At 60.0% G+C, this 25,573-nt stretch carries 20 protein-coding genes, 1 tRNA gene and 3 pseudogenes; 19 read left to right on the top strand and 5 right to left on the bottom strand.

From position 1 onward, the window contains the following. Positions 1 to 380: hypothetical protein (locus ACF8MI_RS08775; protein ID WP_392517471.1), on the top strand; the 380-nt coding region annotated here is incomplete at its 5' end. On the opposite strand, the gene ACF8MI_RS08770 is transcribed toward ACF8MI_RS08775, so the two are convergent. After that, positions 356 to 838 (bottom strand): TIGR02444 family protein, encoded by a 483-nt coding sequence (locus tag ACF8MI_RS08770; protein WP_060499461.1) that lies wholly within the window; start codon positions 836 to 838, stop codon positions 356 to 358. The two genes, ACF8MI_RS08775 and ACF8MI_RS08770, sit on opposite strands and share 25 nt — an antisense overlap. A 50-nt stretch (positions 839 to 888) precedes the next feature. On the opposite strand from ACF8MI_RS08770, the gene ACF8MI_RS08765 reads away from it, so the two are divergent. The 6 genes from ACF8MI_RS08765 (at position 889) to ACF8MI_RS08740 (ending at position 5,736) form a co-directional block, all read left to right on the top strand. Beyond that, a complete protein-coding gene (locus ACF8MI_RS08765) occupies positions 889 to 2,799 on the top strand; it encodes an ATP-binding cassette domain-containing protein (protein ID WP_164524020.1) in 1,911 nt (636 codons plus the stop codon). Beyond that, positions 2,799 to 3,386, top strand: coding sequence for a mechanosensitive ion channel family protein (locus ACF8MI_RS08760; protein WP_060499459.1), 588 nt, complete (start codon positions 2,799 to 2,801; stop codon positions 3,384 to 3,386). Before ACF8MI_RS08765 ends, ACF8MI_RS08760 begins: the two co-directional genes overlap by 1 nt. A gap of 79 nt (positions 3,387 to 3,465) precedes the next feature. Further along, positions 3,466 to 4,098, top strand: a complete 633-nt coding sequence (locus tag ACF8MI_RS08755) for a LysE family transporter (RefSeq protein WP_060499458.1) — start codon at positions 3,466 to 3,468, stop codon at positions 4,096 to 4,098. A 168-nt stretch (positions 4,099 to 4,266) separates the two neighbouring features. After that, complete coding sequence (locus ACF8MI_RS08750; RefSeq protein WP_060499456.1) at positions 4,267 to 4,725, top strand: aminoacyl-tRNA deacylase; 459 nt, start codon at positions 4,267 to 4,269, stop codon at positions 4,723 to 4,725. A 60-nt stretch (positions 4,726 to 4,785) separates the two neighbouring features. After that, on the top strand, positions 4,786 to 5,028 hold the full coding sequence (locus tag ACF8MI_RS08745; RefSeq protein WP_025754993.1) for a DUF2789 domain-containing protein: 243 nt from the start codon (positions 4,786 to 4,788) through the stop codon (positions 5,026 to 5,028). Between the two features lie 69 nt (positions 5,029 to 5,097). After that, a complete protein-coding gene (locus ACF8MI_RS08740; protein ID WP_060499454.1) occupies positions 5,098 to 5,736 on the top strand; it encodes a hypothetical protein in 639 nt (212 codons plus the stop codon). Positions 5,737 to 5,742: 6 nt separating this feature from the next. Here the strand turns inward: ACF8MI_RS08740 and ACF8MI_RS08735 are convergent, their stop codons facing one another. Together ACF8MI_RS08735 and ACF8MI_RS08730 are read right to left on the bottom strand one after the other, a co-directional pair. Beyond that, positions 5,743 to 6,180 carry a CBS domain-containing protein gene (locus ACF8MI_RS08735; protein WP_060499452.1) on the bottom strand — a complete coding sequence of 146 codons (438 nt, stop codon included), beginning with the start codon at positions 6,178 to 6,180 and terminating at the stop codon, positions 5,743 to 5,745. A gap of 232 nt (positions 6,181 to 6,412) precedes the next feature. After that, a pseudogene (locus tag ACF8MI_RS08730) lies at positions 6,413 to 7,579 on the bottom strand (dipeptidase); the annotation flags it as partial. On the opposite strand from ACF8MI_RS08730, the pseudogene ACF8MI_RS08725 reads away from it, so the two are divergent. The 3 genes and pseudogenes from ACF8MI_RS08725 to ACF8MI_RS08715 all read left to right on the top strand — a co-directional run. Further along, positions 7,549 to 7,917 (top strand): annotated as a pseudogene (locus tag ACF8MI_RS08725) (histidinol phosphate phosphatase); the annotation flags it as partial. The pseudogenes ACF8MI_RS08730 and ACF8MI_RS08725 overlap by 31 nt on opposite strands. A 2-nt stretch (positions 7,918 to 7,919) precedes the next feature. Next, the gene (locus ACF8MI_RS08720) at positions 7,920 to 9,044 is read left to right on the top strand and encodes a hypothetical protein (protein ID WP_079380346.1); all 1,125 of its coding nucleotides are present in this window, start codon (positions 7,920 to 7,922) and stop codon (positions 9,042 to 9,044) included. 62 nt (positions 9,045 to 9,106) lie between these two features. Beyond that, entirely contained in the window at positions 9,107 to 9,841 is a 735-nt protein-coding gene (locus tag ACF8MI_RS08715) for a hypothetical protein (RefSeq protein WP_024161956.1), read from the top strand. Here ACF8MI_RS08715 and ACF8MI_RS08710 read toward each other — a convergent pair. Next, positions 9,796 to 11,283 carry a glycosyltransferase family 9 protein gene (locus tag ACF8MI_RS08710; protein ID WP_003292723.1) on the bottom strand — a complete coding sequence of 496 codons (1,488 nt, stop codon included), beginning with the start codon at positions 11,281 to 11,283 and terminating at the stop codon, positions 9,796 to 9,798. The genes ACF8MI_RS08715 and ACF8MI_RS08710 overlap by 46 nt on opposite strands. Positions 11,284 to 11,556: 273 nt before the next feature. Between ACF8MI_RS08710 and ACF8MI_RS08705 the strand changes: the two genes are divergently transcribed. The 3 genes from ACF8MI_RS08705 to ACF8MI_RS08695 are packed head-to-tail and all read left to right on the top strand — an operon-like array spanning position 11,557 to position 16,959. Further along, positions 11,557 to 14,412, top strand: a complete 2,856-nt coding sequence (locus ACF8MI_RS08705) for an AAA family ATPase (RefSeq protein ID WP_392517470.1) — start codon at positions 11,557 to 11,559, stop codon at positions 14,410 to 14,412. Then, on the top strand, positions 14,409 to 16,301 hold the full coding sequence (locus ACF8MI_RS08700) for a DUF7017 domain-containing protein (RefSeq protein ID WP_003292721.1): 1,893 nt from the start codon (positions 14,409 to 14,411) through the stop codon (positions 16,299 to 16,301). The genes ACF8MI_RS08705 and ACF8MI_RS08700 overlap by 4 nt, the downstream gene beginning before the upstream one ends. Positions 16,302 to 16,353: 52 nt before the next feature. After that, complete coding sequence (locus ACF8MI_RS08695; protein WP_392517469.1) at positions 16,354 to 16,959, top strand: hypothetical protein; 606 nt, start codon at positions 16,354 to 16,356, stop codon at positions 16,957 to 16,959. Between the two features lie 375 nt (positions 16,960 to 17,334). On the opposite strand, the gene ACF8MI_RS08690 is transcribed toward ACF8MI_RS08695, so the two are convergent. After that, positions 17,335 to 17,411: transfer RNA gene (locus tag ACF8MI_RS08690), tRNA-Arg, on the bottom strand. 248 nt (positions 17,412 to 17,659) lie between these two features. Between ACF8MI_RS08690 and ACF8MI_RS08685 the strand changes: the two are divergent. From ACF8MI_RS08685 to ACF8MI_RS08660, 6 genes and pseudogenes are all read left to right on the top strand, one after another. Further along, positions 17,660 to 18,571, top strand: a pseudogene (locus ACF8MI_RS08685) (aryl-sulfate sulfotransferase); the annotation flags it as partial. 236 nt (positions 18,572 to 18,807) lie between these two features. Beyond that, entirely contained in the window at positions 18,808 to 20,250 is a 1,443-nt protein-coding gene (gene gabD, locus ACF8MI_RS08680; protein ID WP_015268576.1) for an NADP-dependent succinate-semialdehyde dehydrogenase, read from the top strand. A gap of 182 nt (positions 20,251 to 20,432) precedes the next feature. After that, a complete protein-coding gene (gene gabT, locus ACF8MI_RS08675; protein ID WP_060499445.1) occupies positions 20,433 to 21,710 on the top strand; it encodes a 4-aminobutyrate--2-oxoglutarate transaminase in 1,278 nt (425 codons plus the stop codon). A gap of 139 nt (positions 21,711 to 21,849) precedes the next feature. Then, positions 21,850 to 23,103, top strand: coding sequence for a response regulator (locus tag ACF8MI_RS08670; protein WP_164524032.1), 1,254 nt, complete (start codon positions 21,850 to 21,852; stop codon positions 23,101 to 23,103). Positions 23,104 to 23,336: 233 nt separating this feature from the next. Beyond that, complete coding sequence (locus tag ACF8MI_RS08665) at positions 23,337 to 25,031, top strand: ShlB/FhaC/HecB family hemolysin secretion/activation protein (protein WP_082426404.1); 1,695 nt, start codon at positions 23,337 to 23,339, stop codon at positions 25,029 to 25,031. A gap of 9 nt (positions 25,032 to 25,040) precedes the next feature. Then, positions 25,041 to 25,559 carry a toxin-activating lysine-acyltransferase gene (locus tag ACF8MI_RS08660; RefSeq protein WP_060499443.1) on the top strand — a complete coding sequence of 173 codons (519 nt, stop codon included), beginning with the start codon at positions 25,041 to 25,043 and terminating at the stop codon, positions 25,557 to 25,559. The last annotated feature ends 14 nt before the right edge of the window (positions 25,560 to 25,573 follow it).

Genomic DNA, 25,573 nt, shown 5'->3' with positions numbered 1-25,573 from the left:
CTGCCAAAGCGACCGCTGCCGCCAAGCCTGCGGCGAAGCCAGCTGCCAAAGCGACTGCTGCTGCCAAGCCTGCGGCGAAGCCAGCTGCCAAAGCGACTGCTGCTGCCAAGCCTGCGGCGAAGCCAGCTGCCAAAGCGACTGCTGCTGCCAAACCCGCAGCCAAGCCAGCCGCGAAACCAGCTGCCGCCAAAGCCCCGGCACGCAGGGCAGCCAAGCCAGATGCCGCCAAACCTGTTGCCAGCAAACCAGCCGAAGCCAAACCGGCTGCGCCTGCCGCCAGTACCCCGGCTGCTGCAACCAACTCGGCCACCCCGGCTGCTTCAGTAGCATCGGCGACACCCGCCAGCACCCCGGCTCAGGCGCCGTCTTCGGCGTCCTGAAGCGTAGCCGCTGCGGCGCGCAACTGATCCAGCGCGTCGTGGCGGCGGCCAGGCTCCGGCGCCAGCCGGGCCAGCCAGTCGTCCGTGAGCCCATGCGAGTCCCTGGGCCACTGTCGCGAGCACTCCTGCAAACGCTCAAGCAAGGTCTTTTCGGCCTGCAACTCCAGCCCCTTCACTTGTTCACGTAACGCCGCCAGTTGCGCATCACCCGATGCCGCTGCTCGCCATTGTTGGCGAAGGCCGCGTAACGGGGCGACCACGTCACGCTGCCAGGCCCCGGCTATTTCGGTTAACGCCTGCACGCGCTCATCCAGCACCGCCACGCCTCGCGCTTGCAGCCAGGTTGCGCACAACAGCAGGCAGACATCGCCACCCAGTGCCTGTAGCTCAAGGCAGGCCGCTTCCGCGCCGGGCCTGACATACAGGGCCAGGGCGTGATTCCACAGGTCGGTGTGCATGGTTCCACTCGCGCTATGGGCCGAGGAAGCTGGTAGACTCCGCGACCATCATGATCAGACTATCCAACCTCACTTTACAGCGTGGTCCGCAGCGCTTGCTAGAAGGCGCCGAGATGACGCTGCACGCCGGTCACAAGGCCGGCCTGATCGGTGCCAACGGTGCCGGAAAATCCAGCCTGTTCGCCTTGCTGCGCGGTGAGCTGTCACCCGATGCCGGTGACTGCCAACTGCCCGGTGACTGGCGCATCGCCCACATGCGCCAGGAGGTCGATACCCTCGACCGCCTGGCCGTGGACTATGTGCTCGACGGCGACGTGCGCCTGCGCAAGGTCCAGGCCGAACTGGCCGCCGCCGAGCAGGCCCACGACGGCACTGCCCTGGCGCGCCTGCACAGTGAGCTGGAAAGCGCCGACGGCTATACCGCCGATGCCCGCGCGCGCAAGCTGCTGGCCGGCCTGGGCTTCACCAACGAGCAGATGGATCGCCGCGTCGGTGACTTCTCGGGTGGCTGGCGGATGCGCCTGAACCTGGCTCAGGCGCTGATGTGCCCGTCCGACCTGCTGCTGCTCGACGAGCCCACCAACCACCTCGACCTGGACGCCATCCTGTGGCTGGAAGACTGGCTCAAGGGCTACCCCGGCACGCTGTTACTAATCTCCCACGACCGCGACTTCCTCGACGCTGTGGTCGACCATGTGCTGCACGTCGAGCAGCGTAAGCTGAACCTGTACAAAGGTGGCTACACCGCCTTCGAGCGCACCCGTGCCGAGCGCCTGGCGCAGCAGCAGCAAGCCTACGAGAAGCAGCAGGCGCAGCGCGCGCACATGGAAAAATACATCGCCCGCTTCAAGGCCCAGGCCACCAAGGCTCGCCAGGCGCAAAGCCGGATCAAGGCCCTGGAGCGCATGGAAGAGCTGTCGGCGGCGCATGTGGATTCACCGTTCGACTTCGTCTTCCGCGAATCGCAGAAAATCTCCAGCCCGTTGCTGAGCCTGTCCGAAGGCCGGCTGGGGTATGGCGACAAGGCCATCCTCGACAAGGTCAAGTTGCAGCTCACCCCAGGTGCGCGTATCGGTTTGCTTGGGCCTAACGGCGCGGGCAAGTCGACGCTAATCAAGAACCTTGCGGGTGAACTGGAACCGTTGTCTGGCCGACTGGTACGGGGCGAAAACCTGGCCGTTGGCTACTTCGCCCAGCACCAGCTCGACTCGCTGGACGACAAGGCCAGCCCGCTGCTGCACCTGCAGCGCATCGCGCCCACTGAGCGTGAGCAGACCCTGCGCGACTTCCTGGGCGGTTTCGACTTCCACGGCGCTCGTTGCGACGAGCCGGTCGTGAACTTCTCTGGTGGCGAAAAGGCCCGTCTGGCGCTGGCGCTGATCGCCTGGGAACGGCCAAACCTGCTGCTGCTCGACGAACCGACCAACCACCTCGACCTGGAAATGCGCCTGGCGCTGACCATGGCCTTGCAGGAGTTTGCCGGTGCCGTGGTGGTGGTATCCCACGATCGACATTTGCTCAAGAGCACCACCGACGACTTCCTGCTGGTGGCCGATGGCAAGGTAGACGCCTTCGACGGTGACCTGGACGACTACAGCCGTTGGCTGGTCGAGTACCGCCAGCGCAGTGCGCCGGCCAGTAGCGCCCCGGTCAACCCGGACAAGACCGACAAAAAAGCCCAACGCCAGGCCGCCGCCGCTTTGCGTCAGCAGCTTGCCCCGCACAAGAAGGCCGCCGACAAGCTGGAAACCGAGCTTAACCAGGTGCATGCGCAACTGGCCGAGATCGAGACCGCACTGGGCGAAGGTGGCCTCTACGAGGCCGCGCGCAAGGATGAGCTGCGTGACCTTCTGGCGCGCCAGACCAAGCTCAAACAACGCGAAGGCGAGCTGGAAGAAGCCTGGATGGAAGCGCTGGAAACGCTCGAGGGCATGCAGGCCGAGCTCGAGGCGCTGTCCTGATGGAGGAACTGCGTTCGCTGCTGCCAGGGCAATGGATGGACACCTTCTGGCTGGGCTTGCAGATTCTGTTGATCCTGGTGGCAGCCTTCGTCCTGCAGCGCATCGTCGCCCGCGGGTTGAGCCGCCTGGGTCAGCGTTACCCGCTGCCACCGGAGCTGCTGGTGCCGGTGCGGGGTGGTTTGCGCTGGCTGATCATGGGCAGCGCGCTGTTGTTCGTGCTGGAGCGACTGGGCGTTTCCGCAACGGTGCTGTGGACTGCACTGTCCGGCTTCGTCGCGGTGGCGGCAGTGGCCTTCTTCGCCATGTGGAGCGTGCTGTCCAACCTGTTGTGCGCGGTGCTGATTTTCACGGTGGGGCCGTTTCGCATCGGCGATGTGGTCGAGCTGGTCGACACCCTGGACAAGCCGGGCGTAAAAGGCCGGGTAATCGCCATCAACCTGCTGTTCACCACGCTGATGGAGCTGCCCGAGGCGGGTGGGGCGCTGGTGCAGGTGCCCAATAGCCAGTTCTTCCAGAAGTCGGTGCGGCGCTGGCGTGGGGCTGAAGTGCAGGCGATGCACAAAGATCCGACGGTCGAGGCAGATTAAACCCGAAGAATTTGCTGGTTATTTTTTCACCAACACCTTAGCTTAACGTTTTGCAACATATGTTCGAGCGAGGTGTGTGATGTCAATGGAAGTATGGTTGGGCTTCTTTGCCGCCTGTTGGGTGATCAGCCTTTCACCCGGTGCCGGGGCGATTGCCTCGATGTCCAGCGGCCTGCAATACGGCTTCTGGCGTGGTTACTGGAATGCCCTGGGCCTGCAACTGGGCCTGATCGTACAGATCGCCATCATCGCCGCCGGCGTCGGTGCCATCCTTGCCGCCTCGGCCACCGCTTTCCAGGTCATCAAATGGTTTGGCGTCGCCTACCTCGTCTACCTGGCCTACAAGCAATGGCGTGCCTTGCCGATGGACATGGCCGATGAGTCTGGCGTGCGCCCGATCGGCAAACCGCTGAGCCTGGTTTTCCGCGGTTTCCTGGTCAACGTCAGCAACCCCAAGGCACTGGTGTTCATGCTGGCGGTGCTGCCGCAGTTCCTTAACCCGCATGCGCCGTTGCTGCCACAATATGTGGCGATCACCGTGACCATGATCAGTGTGGACATGTTGGTGATGGCGGGCTACACCGGATTGGCTTCGCGGGTGTTGCGTCTGCTGCGTACGCCCAAACAGCAGAAACGCCTGAACCGTACCTTTGCCGGGTTGTTCATTGGTGCGGCCACCTTCCTGGCCACGTTGCGACGCGCACCTCTCTGATAGCCAGCTGGGGCCTTGTAGAGGCCCCCATCTCTATTTCTGCTCGTCAGCGTCAGCCTTGCGCGATCACCTGTCGTCACCTCGTTTGCCTCTATTGCACAAGTTTAGCCCTGCCTGCCGCTGCCAGGCCTAAAATTGGAGATTGGGGGGCGAAACCGGAGGTGCATCATGCGTATGGCTAAAACCCTGCAGGTACGCCTGGACAAGGCCAACTGCGATTACGACGTCATTCCCCATCCCCATTCGGCCACCAGCCTGGAGTCGGCCCGGACGGCCGGCGTGCCTGCCGAGCGGGTCGCTAAGTCGGTGATGCTCGATGACCGTCATGGCAACTACATCATGGCCGTGCTACCGGCCAACCGGCACCTGGACATGACCAAGGTGCGCATGTCCGGGGCCTGGCAACTCACCCGGGAAAGCGGCTTGCCTAGCCTGTTCAGTGACTGCGAGCGCGGCGCCGTGCCGGCCCTTGGTGATGCCTACCAGATAAAAATGCTGCTTGATTCGAGCCTTACACGTCAGGGTGATGTCTATCTCGAGGCGGGTGATCACGATCACCTGATTCACATGAGCATGGAGCAATACCTGAAGCTGGTGCCGAGCGCCGAAGTGCGTGAACTCAGCTGATGCTCTCAACCCTTGCCGGGCCGACCTCGTCGAGGACCGGCCTGGCGACAAGGAGGAACCATGGACAATCCGATTCATCCTTTCTCTGAAATTTTCAAACAGTTGGGGCTTCCTGATGATCCGGTCGAAATCGATCGCTTCATTACCACCCATTCGCCTTTGGACGAAGATGTGAAGCTGGTTGACGCACCCTTTTGGAACGATGCCCAGCGCGCCTTTCTCAAGGAAAGTTACACCGCCGACGCCGACTGGATTCCCATGATCGATCAACTGAATGAGGCGCTGCATCCGCAGAAAAAATAAAGCGCCGAGCGGCACCTGACGAGTGATTGGCCGTTGCTATGCTCAGGAAAACAATAAGGGGATAGCGCGATGAAAGATCCCTACGCACCAGGCTTCTGGTGCTCCGTGACGATCCTGGGCACCCTGACGGCCAGTTACTTCTACGGCATCAGGCAGACGCAGCAGATGAACCAGGCAGTGCATTTCCTGTATGCAGCTGCCGCAGTCACTGTGGCGTTTGCGCTGGTGGCGCTGACCTGGATTGCCTGGCAGCAGTTGCACCTGAACAAGCGGGAAGTGATTCAGGGGCGAACGTTGCTGACCATCTGGAACACCAAAGTGGCGCTACGCCGCGTCGAAACAGTATTCGACCGCTACTTCTGGGGCAGTTACTGGCATTCGGGGCGTACGTTCGAAGAGGTCATGGGCGAGCTCAAGGGCACGCCGCTGGAGCAGAGCCTGGATGCGCTGAAGCGCCAGTGCCGGGTGCTCGATCGTGAAGTCCATGACCATCATCACCACTGGCTGGCCAATGCCCGCGACCTGTCGAGCGTGGCCCAAGCCATGGCCCGCGAACGCTACCAGCTTGACCTGGGCGAACCTACGCACAGCGGCCACGGCAATACGGCAGTACTGAACCGTGACCTGGAAGTGCTGGTGTATACCTGGTCGGCGCGTCTGCGCAGCTTCGACCATCAGTTGGACGAGCTGGAGCGCGCCTACCATTGAGAGGCGTCATTCACCGCGAATGTACTGCTCCAGTTGCAGGATCAGGCTGGCCTGTTCGGCGATGGTTTCCTTGACCAGGTCACCGATCGACAGCAGGCCCAGCAACTCGCCATTGCTGACCACCGGCAGGTGGCGCAGGTGGCGGTTGGTCATCAGGTTCATGCAGTACTCAAGGTTCTGTTTCGGTTCCACGGTAACCACCGGAGCGCTCATGATTTCGCGCACAGGGGTGGCGGCGGACGAGCGGCCCTTCAGCACCAGTTTGCGTGCATAGTCCCGTTCACTGACGATGCCCACCACCTGGCTGCCCTCGACCACGGGCAGCGCACCGACGTTTTTCTCCGCCAGCATTTTCAGGGCGTCGAGCACCGAGTCATCCGGGCCGATGGTGTACACGGTCTGGTGCTGGGACTTGGTCTTGAGGATTTGTTCGACGGTCTTCATACGGGCCTCTGGGGGTGAAAAAAGCGCTGTCTCGGAGTAACTAAAGCATCCGGCACGGCGCTCTGCACGGCAATGCAGGAAACGGCATGGAGTCGATTGAAAAACGTCATGAGCGATTGCCTGTTCCGGCCTCTTCGCGGCTGAAGCCGCTCCCACAGGAACTACACCGCCTTCGAAATCTGGGCGATCCCTGTGGGAGCGGGTTTACCCGCGAAGAGGCCAGTACAGCCAATCAAAGCTTCGGCATCTGCCCTAGCCGCGCCACCATCTCGCTCACGATCTGCAGGTCCAGCATGAACTGCTCCACCGTCTTGAACTCGTTGTCGTTGTGCCCGGTGTACTTCACATCCGGCATGGCCAGGCCGAACTGCACGCCGTTGGGCAGGTCATGCACCGAAGTTGCGCCGGCCGAGGTGCCAAACTCATGCTTCATGCCCAGGTTCTCGGTGGCCACCGCGAGCAGGGCCTTGACCCATTCGCCCTCGGGGTTGCGGTACATCGGCTCGTCCAGGCTGTAGTCGAAGGCTACCGAGGTGTGGCTTTGGCGGGTCCACTTGCCCAGTTTGTCAGCCAGTTCGTCCTTGATCGTGGCGATCGGCTTGCCCTTCGGAATACGCAGGTTCACCGCCAGTTTCAGGCTTTTGTCATCCACCCCGACAAACGTCAGCGAGGCAGTCAGCGGGCCCATGAATGCGTCCTTGAACGCCACGCCGAGTTTGTTGCCCAGGTAGTCCAGGCCCCAGTTGTCGGCGGCGTAGCGGGCGGCGTCGGTGAAGTGGTTGTGCTTGAGCGGAACCTGCTTGCCCACGCCGTTGATGAAGTCGAGCATGCGGGCCACCGGGTTCACCCCGGACTCCGGCTCCGAAGAGTGGGCGGAAACACCGGTCACCGTGAGCAGCACGTTCTTGCCCTCAGCTTTGGCGTCGATGCTGAAGTCGCCGCCATGCTGCTTCACGTACTTGGCACCGGCTTGCTGCAACTGTTTGGCCAACTGCGTCGGGTTGTCTGAAACCAGGGTCGCTACCGAGGTGGTCGGGATCTGGTTGGTGGCCAGGCCGCCAGTCAGGTTGACGATTTCTGCGCCCTTGCCAGTGCCCGCCCGCTTGCTGAAGCTGGCCATGACCGTGCCGTAGCCTTTCTCGGCGATCACCACCGGGTAGCCGCCGTCGAGGGCCAGGTTGTAGTCGGGCGTGGGGTTGCGCTCGAAGTAGTAGGGGATGGCGTCACCGCTGGTTTCTTCGGTGGTGTCGATCAGCAGTTTGAACTGCCGGGCCAGCGGCAGGTTTTCGTCCTTGGCCACTTTCAGCGCGTACATCGCCACCACGATGCCGTTTTTGTCGTCTTCGGTACCACGGCCGTACATGCGGTCGCCAACCAGAACCTTTGCTGGAACCGCTCGCCCGAAGCGGTATTGCATTCGAGCTCAATGCCTCAGGTCTTCGAAAGTCGAGCCTGGACCCGGCAACGGGGAGGGAGGTTCAGGGCCGTTGGTCTTATCCGTCTTGGGAATTGGTGGCGCAGCTCATCGCACACGAAGTGCCCTTCACGGTTGGGTCTGATGCCCATGACCCGAGTGACGCTGGTGCGGGCATTGCTGAACTGCTTGAGACCCTGAGGCCCCTGGGGCTGAAGAGCATTAGTTACTACGAGAAGCGCCGTCGAATCGATGTCGCTCTCGACAGCCTGACGTTACCGGGCACACTGGCAACTTTGACAGCAGGACTTGAAGGACCTTGAACATGATTTCCCCCGGAAATTCTCCGCTATGGTCCGAGGTACTTAATAGCCCGGCTGATGTCCAGTTGGCGATGTTTCGTCAGGCTTCCGCTCAGCCCTGTGCTGATGATGTGAAAACTGGTTTCCGCGCTTTCGCAGCCGACCTGTTTGCACGTGACCTGATCAGCATGACCGAGTATGTTTCGATTTTTGGCGGTACTGCCCTGCACTGCCTTACACCTGCCGAGTCGGGGTTGTTCCGCGACATGGCCTCGGGCAGCGATGCCACCGCGCTGGCTGGGATCTACAGCCGTGCAAAATACGGCGGTGTGCATGACATCCGGTATCTCGCAAGACAACTGATCGACTACCTCAGTGGCGAGCTGGATAGGCCAGACTCGCAATGGTCATACCTGTTCCAGAACGCCAAGGTCTGTGGTGACAACGTGGTGATGATGACCACTGGTTGGCGCAACGTGCCGTCCACGGCGAACGTGCTCTATGAGATCGTGGTCGAGGAGGTCAACGTCAAATTGGCGCATATGGCGTTGCCGACCATCATCAACGTCAAGCTGCCCAGGATTGCGCCGCCCTGCGAGGACTACGCCAGCCTCAGCACCGAGGAGCGGGAGCGCGTCAATCTGGTCCAGGACCATGTCATTCCGGCTGAAAATTTCTATCGTTGGAGCGGTGTGCATGTGATCTTCGGCGACGATGTGTTGGTTACCGGATCTACTGCCGACAAACTGCTTTATGAATCCATGCGTAACGGTGCAAAGTCGTTCCGCGCAATCTATCCCGTGGCGATCGACCCCCGGGTGGCGCTGGGCGACGCCTCGGTTGAGGATCGGCTGAATAGTGTGGTGATCGAGCAACGGCTGGACGATACCGTTGCGGAGCTGTTGTCTGCGCGGGACTACCAACCAATCCTGCGCACCCTGCGCCTGTTGTTCGGGGAGGGAAACCGAGAGTCGCTCGCCACCTTCCTGCCGAAGGTGCCTGCGCTGACCTGGCTGCGCCTCTACAAGTCTGCCTTGGGTAACGAGTTTCTAGGTCAGCCACAATGCGCTCCTTCAATGGCGTTGCTGAGGGAGTACCTGACGAATGTCGGGTTGCTAAGTACCAATGGCATGGCGATTCACCCGTGAACAGCTGCCTTCATAGTTCCGTTCGATATGTGAGCTATTGGGAAAATGCCCCTGGGCAGGTCATGCCAGCCTATGTCGCGCTGGCATTGGTCTCGATGCGTAGAGCCCTGGGTGAGCGCTTTCAATTGCTTACACCGCGGACGGTCCAGGACCTGATCGCCCCTCGAATCCTTGATAAACCTTGGGCCTTTGAACCGTTGCCATTTACTCTAGCGGAGGGGATCGAGGCCATAGTTGCCAGGAGCGACTTCATTCGCATGGCCTTCGTCCATCGATATGGAGGTGCGTGGGTGGATGCAGACACATTGTTATTGTGCGATCCAACTAGCTTACTGTTTCCGGCAGGCCTCAGTCATAAGCTGCATTGGTATGACGAATGTATTTTTGCGTCCCAACCAGGAAACCCACTTCTTGCCCGCGCATTGGCTACTGGGCTTGAGGCAGGCGCCCATGCTTGGGGTAATCCTGGGCGTATCAAGGACATCGTGGATCAATTTGGTGACGAAGTAGTGCCTATAGCCGGAGATATCGTCGACCCCGGCTACCGTCCAAGGTACAACTTCGCAAGCTGTGAGGTGATGCGTCGTCGGGATGTCAGCGTTGTAGACTTTCTAGTGAGAGATACTGCCATACTCAAACTCTACAACACCTACTTCCGGCGTACGTCCACGCGTATAGAATCTGTTGAAGAGTTTCTCTCTGGCGGTACCTTGCTGGCCAATTTGTTCCTGCACATAGAGGCTGATCGTGGCTATTGGATAGGAGAGAGCGAGCGGCTGATGGGCACCGTTTGTTGATGTGTGAGTGTCAGTGTTACTGCGCTTGCGCGCAGATGAATTTGGCACTCACTGACCTCACTCAGGTTTAACTGCTGAGTTATCACCTCATGGACGGTCGGTGTGCCACGGTGAGGGGATGCGTGGGCAACGTACAACCATGCGGGCACGCGCGTTGGTGGTGGGCCGAACTCGAGCTCAACGCGTACCAGGTCGAATACTTCAGTCGTCCGTCCGCTCGGAGTCCAGGCGAGCGGAGCAGTGCGATGATCGGGCTGCGTCACTTCGAGAGGACATTCGAGCTCCAAGTTTATGGTCCCAGGGTGACAGTCAGCGACCTCGGGGAAGTCCTTGCTGATCAGGGGTAACTGACGGGCGAGGGTTCCCTGTGCGACGCCCAGACCAGGTACTAACCGCGCTCTGATCGAATGGAGCTGCTCAGTTTCGGGTGTAGTGGCCAACAATTGATGAAGGTTTTCCAACAGAGCCTCTATTGAGAACGCATTCATGTCCCTCTTGCCGGTGCGCCGAACCTGATCAGTGTGTTGCAGGCTATAGACGACCCGAGTTAAAGGAGAAGGTGGGGGCAGCCACGGGTTAGCTTGTTCAGCCATGGCTGGGTAGATTGCCACCAGCTTTGTTTCTAGGCCGACCGCCATGTGAACGATTGCCGTGTCGACACTGACCACGACCTGTGCGCAGCGTATGTGCCCGGCGGCATCCTTAGGGGATGCCAGTCCATGGACGACGCGCACGTTTTGTCTAGCCACCGCGACTTCCATGCGCAGCGCATCTGCTCGTGTCACGGGGCTGTATAGGATTCCGATAGACCGAGTTGGATAAGTGTCGGCGATGGCGTTCAGCACGCTCACGGATCGGTCGAAGGCCAAGCTTTTATCTGTGCGGCTGGCGTAGGGGTTGAATAGGATTTCCCGGGCTGAGGTGGCGCTCGGCATCGTGTCAGGAAGGGGAACGATGTACTTCCTATCGACCATGCGTGCACCCAAGTCAATAAGCACGCATCGGTAGCGCTCGGCCATGTCGAGACCGGCAGTTGCTTCACCGAACTTGCGATTGACACAGCGCAAACGGTCATCGAGGGAGTACACGCGGGCCGGGTGCAGCAATCGCAAAAACAGGATCTCCGCAGGCTGGATTCTCCCTACCAGATGCACCACAACATCCACCTGTCCAAGCTGCTGCGCTAGGCGGCGAAGTTCGAGTACTCCAGGATTGGCGTTCGTAATCACGACTTGATCCACGCCAAAGTCCTGCGCGTGCATCTGGGCAAGCTCAACGACCGTCAGAACGGTCACGCGGGCATTGAGTTTGCGAGCCTCTCGAAAGAAGAAGGATGAAACGATAGAGTCGCCCAGCTTGGCATCCCAACGAGGGATAAGAATGTGCAGGTTTCCTTCCGTAGGCCTGGGCTGCAGCGACCTATCGACCAGTAAGCGAAACATCACACGCATGCATGCTCTAGATGCGTTTCGCACAAATGACATTTTTGTAGGCTCAATTTTCCACGGGGCCGCATAGACACTAAAGCAGAGCTGAGTGTTTGCCTATCAAAACAGGCTTGGCCTCGAGCATTCGCCGTTGAAAGGGCAAATGACGGCCAGTGATTGAGTAGCCATTTGACTTTCGTCAGTCTGCTAAAGGGCGCTATAAGGCACTCTGCTAGTAAAGGAATCGATGGTTCGTAAGGGGGCCGCCTGGTCGCGTAAGGATAATGAATGGTTTCTGATAATTTTGCCCCGCTGAAGTCTCGCTGGCCCGAGCTGTATATGCACGCCTCGCTTGCTGAGCGCTATGTGTTTGCCGACCCGCACACTGCTGTCATAAAACTCCGCTGCTTTGCAGAGGTTCTGGTTGGCGTTCTCTACAGAGATTTGAGCCTGCCCAGTGAACCGTCCGATGGGTTCTTCGAGAAGCTCAAATATCCTGCCTTTCAGGAGGTAGTTGGCGACATCGTGCTGCAGAAGCTGCACGCCCTGCGGATGATCGGCAATAAAGCCGCCCATGGCAGTTTAATCGACGCCAGCGTCTCGCTTGCCCTGATTTGGGATGCGTATTTGATCGGCCAGTGGTTCTTCAAGACCTACAGCGGTGAGTCTGCCGACACCTATCCGCCTTTCACGGCTCCTGTAGAAGCCTCGGAGCAGGGCGGCCCTGCAGAAGACCCTGCCGAGCAGTTGGCCTTAGCGAAAGACGAGTTGAGCCGCCTGGAAGCTGCAGAGAAAGACTCTCAGGCTGTAGCTGCGTCAATAACCCCAACACCTGATCAGGCCAGGCTGGATGATTTCAAGTGCGCCTCGGCTCATGCCTTGGGTAGCATCGATTTCAGCGCCGCGAACACGCGCCGGCATCTCAGCATTCACGATGCCTTTGCCGGTTATACGCTGACCAGCGGCCAGACGGAGCTGGTCAATCAGCTCGAGCATTTCCTCGCCAGCAATACGCAGAACGTCTTCCTCCTCAAGGGCTACGCCGGTACCGGTAAAACCTTTATCACCAAGGGGCTGACCGAATATTTCCGGGCGATTGGCCGCAACTATGTACTGGCTGCGCCAACCGGCAAGGCCGCGAAGGTGATCGCCAGCAAAACCCAGTCGCCGGCTTACACCCTGCACAAAACTCTCTATGCGTTTGACGATATGGACGAGTACCGCGATGCAGACACCGAGGGTACCGAGACCTTCAAGTTCTACGCCAAGCTGGCGGTGAACACGCTTTCTGTGGATACGGTGTACATCGTGGATGAGGCGTCCATGGTGGCGGATATCTACCAGGAGGCGGAGTTCTTCCGCTTCGGGTCTGGCTATCTGCTTGCCGACCTATTCGAGTTCGTCAATCTGGACCATAACGATCACCGCAAGAAGGTCATCTTCATCGGTGACGATGCGCAGTTGCCTCCCGTGGGCATGAGCTTTTCGCCGGCGCTGGATGCGGAGTATCTGTTGCGTCATCATCGCGTCCGTTGCAGCGAATACGAGCTGTCTGAGGTGGTGCGGCAGAAAGCGCAGAGCGGCATTCTGGCCAATGCTCAGCCCCTGCGACAGTCACTGCAGAGCAAGGTGTTCAACCGCCTGACCATGGACCTCTCCTATCCGGACGTTGAGAAGGTCGAACATCAGGCGCTGTTGCAGCGTTATCTGGATTCCTGTGGCGGCAAGATCAACGGCGAGTCCATCGTCATTGCTCACTCCAACGCTGGCGTGGGCGATTACAATCGGCTAATTCGCGAACACTTCTTCCCCGGCTGCGCGCAGGTGATGCCGGGAGACAAGGTGATGGCTGTAGCCAATAGCAATGCGCACGGATTCTTTATCTCGAATGGTGATTTCGGCCTGATTCGTGAGGTGCTCGGAGAGGTTGAAGAGCGCAGCGTCAAGCTGAGGCGGAGAAATCCCGAAACTGCAGTGGTCGAGGAAATTGTTGTGCCGCTGCGCTTCAGGGACGTACTGGCAGGCTTCCGTGACCTTGATGGCACAGCGCATTTCTTCCCGGCCAAGATCATCGAGGATCTGCTTTACAGCAAGGAGCCAACGCTCTCGTCAGATGAGAACAAGGCGCTATACCTCGACTTCTGCATGCGCCACAAGCACTTGCCAAGGCGGACTAAGGCGTTCAAGGACGCCCTGATGGCGGATCCGTATTTCAATGCCTTGAGGCTCAAGTTCGGTTACGCCATCACCTCCCACAAGGCGCAGGGCAGTGAGTGGAATCATGTGTTTGTGAAATGCAAAAGCCACCAAAGCCAGCTCACGGCTGACTACTTCCGCTGGCTCTACACGGCGATTACGCGCACGGCGCACCACCTGTATCTGCTCGATCCGCCGAACCACCAGCCGTGGAGTGGTATTCAGATGGTGGCCAATCCGGCGCTGGAGATGCTCGGCGCGGCGCCCAGCATGCCCGCGGCTCCGGCTCCGGCTCCGGCTCCGGCTCCGGCTCCGGCTCCGGCTCCTGCTCCCAGCGTTGCAGCGCCAGCATTTGCAGCGGTTGCCCCTGCGCCGCAGGACGAAACATTCGGCATCCCCGCCAGTGCAACAGTGCTGCTCGCGTTGCTGACCGAGGTACGTCGGTTAATTGCCGGGCGGGGGATCAGTATCGAGGACGTTCTCCATCACCAGTACCAGGAGGTATATCTCTTCAGCCGTGATGGGGAGTCTGCCCGTATAGACATTGCCTATAACGGCAAGAGCAAGGTTACCGGTGTAGCGGCTCCTTATCTTTCCGAGTTGAGCGGCGAACTGAGTGCTGTGCTGACCGCGCTCAAGGGCTTGCCGCTTGCGGATGGCGGGACGGCAGGGGTTGCCGATGTTCATTTCGCCAAGCCGTTCCTCAATGAGTTTCACGCCAAGGTGCTGAACCTGTGTGCGGACAGTGGTATCACGCTGCAAAAGGTGGTTGAGCAGCAGTGGTGCCAGCGCTACAGCTTTACCCGCGATGGTGCTGTGGCCGTTTATGACATCTGGTACAACGGCAAAGACCAGTTCACGAAATGCCAGCCCGTGGTCGCAGCGTGCTCACCGGGCACTATGGTCGCTGAGGTCGGGCAACTGCTTACCGCAGGTATGCAGGCATGATTAGCAACAAGGAGGTATTCGCCAAGCGCAGGGAAGGGGCAATCGACGAAGCCTACGCGATGGCGCTTGAGTTGATGGCTGCGCCGCAGGCCGATGAATGGGACCGCAAGGCATTTGCCTGGTGCTTGATCGACCTGATCAAGCGTGACGTCAAGGATGGGCAGTTGGAGAGCCTGCCGCACTATCGCAGTCAGCTGGAGAGCATTGTTGTCGATCCTGCTGACGATGTGCTGAGTAAAGGCGTTCGCCATACGCTCTCGCTGTGCAATCCCTTTGGGCAGCAGATCAGCGAGGCCAAGGCGCTCAGCAAGAGCGGGCAGCACGCGCAAGCGGCTGCAATCTACCGCAAGGTATGGATGAACGGCGCTGCCGATCAGGATATCCAGACCAGTTTCGGCTGGGAGCTTTACCAGCACACCAAGGCACTGATGGCCGGGGAGGACTTCAACGTTGGTGAGGCCAAGCGTAATTTAAGTGACTACCTCAAGCTGGCGATCGAAAAGCCCTCTTCGCTCCACTCTCGCATACTGCGCTTAGCCGCCAAGCTGGCCGGGCAGGACAAGCTGAAAATGCTGGCCTTTTCCCGCCATTGGAATCTTCAGCATCTGCGCGAGGACGACTATGAGCGCTATCGCGCCGAGGATGGCAGGGAGTTTCCGTCACTAGCTGAGAAAGTCATCCAGCAGGCTGGCAAGGAAGCGGCTGCTGCCGATGATGCGGACGGGCAGGCGTACATGCTGCCCTTCATTGATGGTGCTATGGGGCGCTTTCCGGACAATGTATTTCTCAAGCTGAACAAGGCCAAGCTGCTGCTCGCGCTGGGCCGGCATGACGAGGCGCTGGCTTTCGGGATTGCAGTGACCAAGGCCAAGTCAAACGACTACTGGGCCTGGGGACTGCTGGGTGACATTGTCTCGCAGAAGGATCCGGACGCTGCGCTGGGCTGTTACTGCAAGGCGCTGACCTGTCCGGCAGAAGACAAGTTCACAGGGAAAATTCGCCTGGAAGTCGCCGAGCGCATGCTGGAGGCCAACGACTATGCAGCAGCCAAGCACGAAGTCGAAGCCATTATTCGAGCCAAGGAGCAGGAGGGTTATAAGATCCCCGAGGCTGTTGCCAGCATTGCCGCGCAGGATTGGTTTGCCGGGGTGCAGGCCAAGGCATCCAACAGTGACTACTACAGGCTTCATGCAAAGGCGGCTGAAGCGCTGCTGTTCAATGACCTGCTCTGGATTGATGCCTGCCTGGGCGAGACCTTTGTCGTGCCGGGCAGAGAGAACAAGCCCAAGCGCAAGGTTTTCCTGAAAACAGGCTCAATCCCCTCGGAGGTGTCGATTCCTGAGTCAAAGGTCGCGCGGATGAATCTTGCGGCCGGAGATGCCGTCAGGGTCAAGGGTGAGTTTGATGATAATCAGCGCTTCAACCTGTTTGTGTTGGAGCGCCGGACTGGCGCAACTGCGTGGGATATCGCGCCCGAGCTTTTAGGAGTTGTGAACCAGGTGAATGAGGACAAACAGGCCATTCGCTATATCGTCAGCCGGGAGATCAATGGTGAGATCCCGATGTCGGCATTGCCGTGTGCGTTTGCCGAGGGCGATGCCATCGAGGTGCAGCTTGTTCGCTACGTTTCGAAGCGTGGTCCTCAATACCGCGTGCTTGCCGCAAAGGCGAGCAAAAAAGTGCCAGGCGATTTGTTACGCAAAGACTTCACCGAGGCGGTTCGCGTCTCTAACGGCATGGGCTTTACCCCGGGCGAAATATTTATTCCGGCGGCGTTGGTGGAGCACTGCGAGATCAAAGACGGTCAGCAGGTTTCCGGTACAGCGGTACAGGCCTACAACAAGAAGCGTGAAAGCTGGGGATGGAAGGCCATTTCCATCCAACCGTAGCAGGCGGCTACTCGTTGGTCTTTTTCTGGCTCTTTTGAGAGTTGACGAATAATTGCGAAAGAAAATTCTGCAGTCCGGCCTTTTCAAGGCAGCATCCCTTGCGGCCGCTCCAAGTCTGATCATGGGGGCGCTGCCTTTTCTGGGTTACGCGCCGTGGGGGCGTACCAGCCTGGAGGTGGTTGTTTTCTTCGTAGTGGCTTATTCCGTCATCCACGTGCTTGTTGCGCTGCTGGTTATGCTGGTCACCCGAAAGTGGCGGGAGTATTTCCCGGCCATCATGCTGGGTGTGCTTCTGGGTGGCCTTGCAGGTTTGCAGGCGGGAACAGCAATGAGAATGGAAGGCTATGAACGGGCGGGTGAGCAGGCTGCTGTTTTGGTCACTGCGATAGAGCATTACATTGAGGCAACCGGAGAGCCACCTGAGCGCTTGGAACAACTTGTACCTGATTTTGTCGAGGCGATCCCAGGCAGACTGCCGCCACTTGAGATTGTAACGGGCGAGGCGGATCTCAAAGATTTCTATGGCAATCAATGGGCCCTGCTGTTCAAAGCGGGTAGTGGTTTGAACTGGGACCAACTTGTTTATTTACCAAAGCAGAATTACGACCAGGTCGAATCGAAAACCCTGCTGGGGCGCTGGGCATATCTCCACGAGTGATCATGTGTTTTTCGCTGCCGGCGCTGCCAGAGGGTGGCCGGCGGCGCTCAACGCATCAGCAGGGACGGCTAAAGCCGGCCAGCAGTTCTCGGGCAAATGGCCGAACCATGCAACCTTGCTTAACAGAACAGAGCGTTGTGGCTGCAACTCTTTATGGCTAGTACTCAAAATCCCCGCTCGCAAAATAGGGGGCCAGACTTTGAGGCACGGTTTAGGCACAGAATTGGCACAGCCCGAAAATGAGTCGGAAAGGAGCGCTGCGGGCAGTACTCACCACAATCTGAGTATCCGCATGGAGATCAATTTTGAGAGATTAGCCAATTCGGGATCTGGATCGGCAGAGCTGTAGGAAAAGGCTTTTAAATCATACAGATATGGCGCACCAGGCGGGATTCGAACCCACGACCCCCGCCTTCGGAGGGCGGTACTCTATCCAGCTGAGCTACTGGTGCGTAATTGTTGCGGCGGCCTATTTGACCATTAGCTGACACCCTTCTCAACTCGATGAGTATTGCCTTCGGAGGGCAGTACTCTATCCAGCTGAGCTACGAGTGCAACGCGCACGCATGATACCCATCTGAATCGGTGGCGTCCATCGCCTTGATCTGTAGCTGTTTTTACCTGCCAAGTCACTCCGGCAGGGTGTTCAACCCGCTCAGAGCGCGATCAGTTCTGGCCTTAGCCTTCCAAGCGCCTTTAGCTGTTCAACCACTTGCAAGGTGACATCCCGGGTGGCCGTGCCTTCAAATGGAATGCACTGGGCGGTGCGGCGGAATGGGATCAGGTGGGCAACAACTGGATCGCCGACAGCAACGGCGATGTGCGCTGGTACCTGGACATCGAGCAGATCCACGACTCCAACCGCCGCGATGGCAAGCTGATCTGGGGCCAGGGCCAGACCTATTCCAAGTACGACTTGCTGGGGCGGCGTATCTGGCAGCGCACGCTGCCCGACAAGTTCGCCGACTTCTCCCATGAAATTCGCGAGACTACCAATGGCACTTATCTGCTAAGGGTGGGTACCAGCGACTATCGCCGCCCGGACGGTAAGCGCGTACGTTCGATCCGCGACCACATCATCGAGGTTAACGAGGCCGGGGATGTGCTGGACTTCTGGGGCCTCAACCAGATCCTTGATCCGTATTGAGGCGACTTGCTGGAAACCTTGGGCAAGGCCGCCATTCAATTGCCGGAAGGTGTGCAGAAGCAACACGAGCGGCTGGCAAATGAACTGGCCGAAGGTGATTTGCCCTTTGGCGACACCCCCGGCGTGGGCACCGGGCGCAACTGGGCGCACGTCAATGCCATCGACTACGACGCCGATGACGACAGCATCATCGTTTCAGCACGGCACCAGGGCGTGGCGAAGATCGGTCGCGACAAGCAGGTGAAATGGATACTGGCCTCGCCCCAAGGCTGGCCGGAGACTGATACCCAGTTCATCTACTCGGCTTCGGTAAACTTCCTGACGCCGGAGAAGTTGACCACTACCGTGCTCAACGAGGTGCGGCGTGGGACCCAGGAGGTGCTGGTGGAGCTGAAAGTGCATAGCCGACAGCCGGGCAGTGTCGGCTACCGGGCACTGGTGATCGACTTGGCCAAGGCGTTCTGATACATCCCTGCCGGGAGGGCCGTCGGTCCTCCCTTCACATTTCTTTCAGCTCGTTCGTCTACCCTGTACCGGCCATTTGACGGGCAATTTCGGATAGGGTGTTCAACCATTCGTTCTTTTTTTCGAACAGCCTATTGTCCAACACCCCAGCAGCCGCTTAGCATTCGTTTGAGATTTCAAACGCTCGATGCCCTGCCTTGGGCGCTTTTCAACAATCAACAATTCGGGAAGCCGACATGCAGCTCAAAGACGCTCAGTTGTTCCGCCAGCAAGCCTATATCAATGGTGAGTGGCTGGATGCGGACAACGGCCAGACCATCAAGGTGACCAACCCGGCCACCGGTGAAGTCATCGGTACCGTGCCGAAGATGGGCACCGCGGAAACCCGCCGCGCCATCGAAGCCGCCGACAAGGCCCTGCCGGCCTGGCGTGCCCTGACCGCCAAGGAGCGTTCGGCCAAGCTGCGTCGCTGGTTCGAACTGATGATCGAGAACCAGGACGACCTGGCTCGCCTGATGACCACCGAGCAAGGCAAGCCACTGGCCGAAGCCAAGGGCGAAATCGCCTACGCCGCCTCGTTCATCGAGTGGTTCGCCGAAGAAGCCAAGCGCGTCTACGGTGACACCATCCCTGGCCACCAGCCAGACAAGCGTCTGATCGTCATCAAGCAGCCAATCGGCGTTACCGCAGCCATCACCCCGTGGAACTTCCCGGCTGCCATGATCACCCGTAAAGCCGGCCCGGCCCTGGCCGCTGGCTGCACCATGGTGCTCAAGCCTGCTTCGCAAACCCCATACTCCGCCCTGGCCCTGGTCGAGCTGGCCCACCGTGCCGGTATCCCGGCTGGCGTGCTGAGCGTGGTTACCGGCAGCGCTGGCGAAGTTGGCGGCGAGCTGACTGGCAACTCCCTGGTACGCAAGCTGTCCTTCACCGGCTCGACCGAAATCGGTCGCCAGCTGATGGAAGAATGCGCCAAGGACATCAAGAAGGTTTCCCTGGAGCTGGGTGGCAACGCCCCGTTCATCGTGTTCGACGACGCCGATCTGGACAAGGCGGTCGAGGGCGCGATCATCTCCAAGTACCGTAACAACGGCCAGACCTGCGTCTGCGCCAACCGTATCTACGTGCAGGACGGCGTCTACGACGCGTTCGCCCAGAAGCTGGCCGCCGCTGTTGCCAAGCTGAAGATCGGTAACGGCCTGGAAGAAGGCACCACCACTGGCCCGCTGATCGACGGTAAAGCTGTCGCCAAGGTTCAGGAACACATCGAAGATGCCGTTGGCAAAGGCGCCAAGGTGCTGTCCGGTGGCAAGATCATCGAAGGCAACTTCTTCGAGCCGACCATCCTGGTCGACGTACCGAAGACCGCTGCCGTCGCCAAGGAAGAGACCTTCGGCCCACTGGCGCCGCTGTTCCGCTTCAAAGACGAAGCCGAAGTCATCGCCATGTCCAACGACACCGAGTTCGGCCTGGCTTCATACTTCTACGCCCGCGACATGAGCCGTGTGTTCCGTGTTGCCGAAGCCCTGGAATACGGCATGGTGGGTATCAACACCGGCCTGATCTCCAACGAAGTGGCACCGTTCGGTGGCATCAAGGCTTCGGGCCTGGGCCGCGAAGGTTCCAAGTACGGTATCGAGGACTACCTCGAAATCAAATACCTGTGCATCAGCGTCTGATAGCACGGTAAAGGCTTTACCTCTGCCAGCGGGGCGCGAGAGCGACGTCTCGCTGGCCTTTTTTACATCGCATTACCTGGTGGCCAGGGCGTTTGCGGCAGTCGATCAACGAATACTGTTCGCGAGCACTCCCAGCCACCCCCGAATAAAAGCGCCATTCCTGTCGGCGCAATGAGGGCATTATGAGCAAGACCAACGAATCCTTGATGCAACGTCGTGTAGCTGCCGTCCCACGTGGCGTCGGCCAAATCCACCCGATCTTCGTCGACACCGCGAAGAACTCGACCGTGATCGACGTTGAAGGCCGCGAACTGATCGACTTCGCCGGCGGCATCGCAGTACTGAACACCGGCCACCTGCACCCGAAAGTGGTTGCAGCCGTGCAAGATCAGCTGACCAAAGTCAGCCACACCTGCTTCCAGGTGCTGGCCTACGAACCCTACGTAGAGCTGTGCGAAAAGATCAACAAGCTGGTACCAGGCGACTTCGACAAGAAGACCCTGCTGGTCACCACCGGCTCCGAAGCCGTTGAAAACGCCGTAAAAATCGCCCGTGCCGCCACTGGCCGAGCTGGCGTGATCGCTTTCACCGGCGGCTACCACGGCCGTACCATGATGACCCTGGGCCTGACCGGCAAGGTCGTGCCGTACTCCGCTGGCATGGGCCTGATGCCAGGCGGCATCTTCCGCGCCCTGTTCCCGAGCGAGCTGCACGGTATCAGCGTTGACGACGCCATCGCCTCGGTCGAGCGCATCTTCAAGAACGACGCCGAGCCACGCGACATCGCCGCGATCATCCTTGAGCCAGTACAAGGCGAAGGCGGCTTCCTGCCAGCGCCGAAAGAGCTGATGAAGCGCCTGCGCGAGCTGTGCGACAAGCACGGTATCCTGCTGATCGCCGACGAAGTACAGACCGGCGCTGGCCGTACCGGTACCTTCTTCGCCATGGAACAGATGGGCGTTGCGCCTGACCTGACCACCTTCGCCAAATCCATCGCTGGCGGCTTCCCGCTGGCCGGTGTGTGCGGCAAGGCCGAGTACATGGACGCCATCGCGCCAGGCGGGCTGGGCGGCACCTACGCCGGTTCGCCGATCGCTTGCGCCGCTGCCCTGGCCGTGATCGAAGTGTTCGAAGAAGAAAAACTGCTGGACCGCAGCAAGGCTGTGGGTGAGCGCCTGACCACTGGCCTGCGCGAAATCCAGAAGAAGTTCCCGATCATCGGCGACGTCCGTGGTCTGGGCTCGATGATTGCTGTCGAAGTCTTCGAGAAAGGCACTCACACCCCGAACGCTGCTGCTGTTGGCCAGGTGGTCGCCAAGGCACGCGAGAAGGGTCTGATCCTGCTGTCCTGCGGCACCTACGGCAACGTCCTGCGTATCCTGGTACCGCTGACTGCTGAAGACGCCCTGCTGGACAAAGGCCTGGCCATCATCGAAGAGTGCTTCGCTGAACTCGCTTGATGTGACACGCTTCAGAAAAAAACCCGCCTCGGCGGGTTTTTTTTGTGCCCAGAAAAGCCATGGGGCGCTATCGTTAGCGGAGGATTTGCTTTGGAAGCTGCGACGGACTGTGTGTGAGGCTAATCAGGAGCTGTTGGCGATGAGCGCTGCAAACCCCACCGCACCAAGCGTACTGATTGTCGAGGGCGATCCCTGGGTACGTGACATGCTCAGCGAAATGCTGCTCAGCGTACGCTGTGATGCCCGGTTGCATGTATGCGCCGACGGTTCGCAGGCACTCAACCTGTTGGCCAACAAACCTGACCTGATCATCGCCGCCCGCGAGCTGGCCGGTGTCGACGGCCTGGACCTGTTGCGCAAGGTCCGCGCCAAAGGGCCGGAGTTGCCGTTCATCCTCATGAGCAACCGCAGCGACAGCGCCAGCGTGCGCGAAACATTGCCGCTGCACCCTACCGCCTACCTGAGCAAGCCGCTGAACCTGGACAACCTGCGCAAGCGCCTGGAAGAGCTGCTGGTGGCGGTTGGCGAGGAAATCGCCTGCCCGGCCCCTGCCTTGCAGCCCGGTGCCAGCCTGCCGGCCTACCTTGAGCAACGCCGCGCTACTGCCGATGGTGGGCCGTTGCTGGCGGATGTGGAGGTAGCGATCAAGCGCGCGCTCAACCCTCAGGGCCTGAACCTGAAGGTGCTGGAAGAGGAAGTGCGTAACGACCCTCAGGTTACCGCTGTGTTGATTGCCGCCGCCAACAGCGCCGCGCTGCACCGTGACGCCCCGGTACAAACGTTGCTGCAGGCCTTGAACAAGCTTGGCAGTACCCAGAGCATGAACCTGATCCTGGGCATGACCCTCAAGCGCAGCGCACGCCTCAGCGACCCGTTGCTGGCGGAACATGCCGCCCGTTACTGGGACCTGTCGCTGCACACTGCCGAATATGGCCGTACCTTGGCGCGCATGCTCGAACTGGACGAAGGGCGTTGTTATTGCGCGGGTTTGCTGCATTGCCTGGGCGACCTGGCGGTGTTGCGTTGCCTGCAGGAGTGGCGCCTGGCCGGCGGCGAACTGGACGAGGACAAGGTGCAGCTGTCGCTTGTCGAATTTGGTGCGGCGTTCGGCTCGGCGCTACGTACCCGCTGGCGTTTGCCGTTGGCGCTGCGGGAGTTGATCGCGGCCATTTACCAGCTTGGCGGTGGCGTCTATTCGCGGGAGATTCTGGCCATGAACCTGGCTGGGCAGTTGTCGCGGCTGCCGGCCGAGCAAGGGATAGAGAAGGTAGCCAGCGGCAAGACGGCGCGGTTACTCAAGCTGGGTTTGCCGGAGTTGAGCCGCCTGCGCAAGGTGGAAAACCCCGAAGCGAAACCCGTGCAGTTGGCCGAGCCAACCGAGCCGACCGCTTAAGCGTGTGCATGCGCTGTGCGCCCCAGGGTGGTCGCGCAGCGCCCTGAACCCGCTACCACGCCGCTGCTTCATGTTGTGTTAGCTGCGACAAAACACGACTTTTCGTGTGGGAATTGCTTCACAAAAAGCTATTTTTCACCAATTTTCTTCCCATCTGCTGCAACTTTTCCTGCTCTCGCCCGTCACATCGCCCGATAAACGCTTCCGTACTTATCGGTCCACAAGGATGTGATATGCCTACCATCGCCCTCCGCCTGCTCCTGCTGGCCGGCTGCCTGAGCGCAGCGCAAAGCAGCCTTGCTGCTACAGCCGACGATCCTCTGTTGCGCCAACAGCAGCGCGAACGGGCATTGCGTGAGCAGCTTGAAGCCCAGCCGGATGTGCGCCTGGAAGCGCCCACCACCGCGCACGGAATACTGCCCGCCCGGGAAACCCCGTGCTTCAGGATCAACGACATTCGCCTGATCGGCGACGCCGCCGAGCAGTTCCAGTGGGCCCTGGCGGCGGCCAACCCCAACGGTGACCCCGCGCTGGGGCGCTGCCTGGGGTCGGGCGCTATCAATCTCACGATGAAGCGCATGCAGAATGCGATTATCCAAAAGGGTTACGTCACCACCCGGGTATTGGCCGAAGCACAAGACCTGAGCAGCGGCATCCTGGTACTGACCCTGCTGCCAGGGCGTATTGGTGATATCCGTTTCGCCGAAGGTACAAGCCGGCGCGCCAATCTGTGGAACGCCATGCCGGCCCAGCCCGGCGACCTGTTGAACCTGCGTGATATCGAGCAAGCGCTGGAGAACTTCAAGCGCGTGCCCACCGCAGAAGCCGATATCCGCATCGCCCCTGCCAGCGGCAGCAACGCCAAACCCGGCGAGAGCGATGTGATCATTGCATGGCGCCAGCGTTTCCCGGCACGCCTGAGCCTGTCGGTGGACAACGGCGGTAGCAAGACAACCGGCAAATACCAGGGCGCCGTAGCGCTGTCGCTGGACAACCCGTTGAGCTTCAACGACCTGTTCTACGCCAGTTTCAACCATGACCTGGGCGGTGGCGAGTCCGGCGACAAAGGCTCCAAGGGCCATACGCTGCATTACTCGGTGCCCTTTGGTTACTGGCAGTTGGCGGTGACCAGCAGTGAGTACGACTACCACCAGAATGTGGCCGGGGTTAACCAGAACTTCCAGTACCGCGGCGAGAGCCGCAACAACGAACTGCGCCTGTCGCGCCTCGTATACCGCGATGCCGTGCGCAAGACCACGCTGTGGAGCAGCCTGTGGACGCGCTCGTCCGACAATTTCATCGATGACACGCAGATCCAGCAACAGCACCGACGCATGGCTGGCTGGCAGGCAGGCTTCAACCACCGCGAGTTTATCGGGCCGGCCACCCTCGACCTGGGGGCCAGTTATCGCCGTGGCACCGGTGCCCATGGTTCGCTGGAGGCCCCTGAAGAGGCGATTGGGGACGGCTCGTCGCGCTCGAAAATCATCCTGGCCGATGCCCAGTGGCAAGTGCCGTTCAGCGCCTATGACCAGCGTTGGCGTTATCTGGGTGCGTGGCGCGCACAGTGGAACCGCACCGAACTGGTTCCCCAGGATCGCTTCAGCATCGGTGGGCGCTACAGCGTGCGCGGCTTCGATGGTGAAAACATCCTGGCCGCCGACCGCGGCTGGACTTTGAGCAACGAACTGGGCTTGGCCCTGGGCAGCAGCGGCCAGGAGCTCTACACCGGTATCGATTACGGCGAGGTGGGCGGCAATTCCGCCGACTACCTGGTTGGCCGGCGCCTGGCCGGCGCTGTGGTGGGAGTACGCGGCGGGTACCGCAACCTGTCCTACGACTGGTCGTGGGGCACGCCGCTGAAAAAGCCGGACGGTTTCGAAACCGCCCACTTCACCAGTGCCTTTACCGTCGCGTTGTCTTTCTGAGGGCCCAGCATGCGATTCGACACCTTTGAAATCACAGCCCCTGGCGTGTTCGACGAGCCCTGGAACGAGGCCACGGCGCTGGGCAGCGCCACCTGGTTGTGGATGCATTCCCAGGCGCACCGTGACGTGCCGCTGCACACCCTGTCGAGCCTGCTGCTGCCGGCCCTGAAGCACCGCCAGTTCGTGCTGGGCAGCGAGGGTGGCAAGCCGGTGTTCTACCTGTCGTGGCTAAGCCTGGACGAGGCCGCCGAGCGCCGTTACCTGACACGTTCGCCCATCGAGATGGACGACGCTGACTGGTGCAGCGGCCAGCGGCTGTGGGTGAACGACTGGGTTGCACCGTTTGGTCACACCGAGGTACTGAGCCGGCTGTTGTTAAGCCGCGTGTTCCCCAACAGCTGTGCCCGTGCGCTCTACCACAAGGGCGAACAGCGTGGCCTGAAGATCAAGACATTTCATGGCATCGGCGTGATCCCCGAACAGGCCCGAGCCTGGTTTGCCGCCCACCCCGTCGTCACCGCTGCCTGACCTGCAAGCGCAAA

Source organism: Pseudomonas sp. yb_9 (assembly GCF_043103635.1).
In the GTDB taxonomy this organism is placed as follows: domain Bacteria; phylum Pseudomonadota; class Gammaproteobacteria; order Pseudomonadales; family Pseudomonadaceae; genus Aquipseudomonas; species Aquipseudomonas monteilii.
This window is presented reverse-complemented; position numbering and strand designations above follow the sequence as displayed.

Bases quoted from the DNA above. Each gene is read 5' to 3' on its own strand.
- ACF8MI_RS08760 (WP_060499459.1), top strand. From the start codon at position 2,799: ATGGAGGAACTGCGTTCGCTGCTGCCAGGGCAATGGATGGACACCTTC.
- ACF8MI_RS08770 (WP_060499461.1), bottom strand. From the start codon at position 838: ATGCACACCGACCTGTGGAATCACGCCCTGGCCCTGTATGTCAGGCCC.
- ACF8MI_RS08710 (WP_003292723.1), bottom strand. From the start codon at position 11,283: ATGTTTCGCTTACTGGTCGATAGGTCGCTGCAGCCCAGGCCTACGGAA.
- ACF8MI_RS08755 (WP_060499458.1), top strand. From the start codon at position 3,466: ATGTCAATGGAAGTATGGTTGGGCTTCTTTGCCGCCTGTTGGGTGATC.
- ACF8MI_RS08720 (WP_079380346.1), top strand. From the start codon at position 7,920: ATGATTTCCCCCGGAAATTCTCCGCTATGGTCCGAGGTACTTAATAGC.
- ACF8MI_RS08745 (WP_025754993.1), top strand. From the start codon at position 4,786: ATGGACAATCCGATTCATCCTTTCTCTGAAATTTTCAAACAGTTGGGG.
- ACF8MI_RS08735 (WP_060499452.1), bottom strand. From the start codon at position 6,180: ATGAAGACCGTCGAACAAATCCTCAAGACCAAGTCCCAGCACCAGACC.
- ACF8MI_RS08660 (WP_060499443.1), top strand. From the start codon at position 25,041: ATGCGATTCGACACCTTTGAAATCACAGCCCCTGGCGTGTTCGACGAG.
- ACF8MI_RS08750 (WP_060499456.1), top strand. From the start codon at position 4,267: ATGCGTATGGCTAAAACCCTGCAGGTACGCCTGGACAAGGCCAACTGC.
- ACF8MI_RS08715 (WP_024161956.1), top strand. From the start codon at position 9,107: ATGCCAGCCTATGTCGCGCTGGCATTGGTCTCGATGCGTAGAGCCCTG.
- gabT (WP_060499445.1), top strand. From the start codon at position 20,433: ATGAGCAAGACCAACGAATCCTTGATGCAACGTCGTGTAGCTGCCGTC.
- ACF8MI_RS08670 (WP_164524032.1), top strand. From the start codon at position 21,850: ATGAGCGCTGCAAACCCCACCGCACCAAGCGTACTGATTGTCGAGGGC.
- ACF8MI_RS08740 (WP_060499454.1), top strand. From the start codon at position 5,098: ATGAAAGATCCCTACGCACCAGGCTTCTGGTGCTCCGTGACGATCCTG.
- ACF8MI_RS08765 (WP_164524020.1), top strand. From the start codon at position 889: ATGATCAGACTATCCAACCTCACTTTACAGCGTGGTCCGCAGCGCTTG.
- ACF8MI_RS08665 (WP_082426404.1), top strand. From the start codon at position 23,337: ATGCCTACCATCGCCCTCCGCCTGCTCCTGCTGGCCGGCTGCCTGAGC.
- gabD (WP_015268576.1), top strand. From the start codon at position 18,808: ATGCAGCTCAAAGACGCTCAGTTGTTCCGCCAGCAAGCCTATATCAAT.
- ACF8MI_RS08705 (WP_392517470.1), top strand. From the start codon at position 11,557: ATGGTTTCTGATAATTTTGCCCCGCTGAAGTCTCGCTGGCCCGAGCTG.
- ACF8MI_RS08700 (WP_003292721.1), top strand. From the start codon at position 14,409: ATGATTAGCAACAAGGAGGTATTCGCCAAGCGCAGGGAAGGGGCAATC.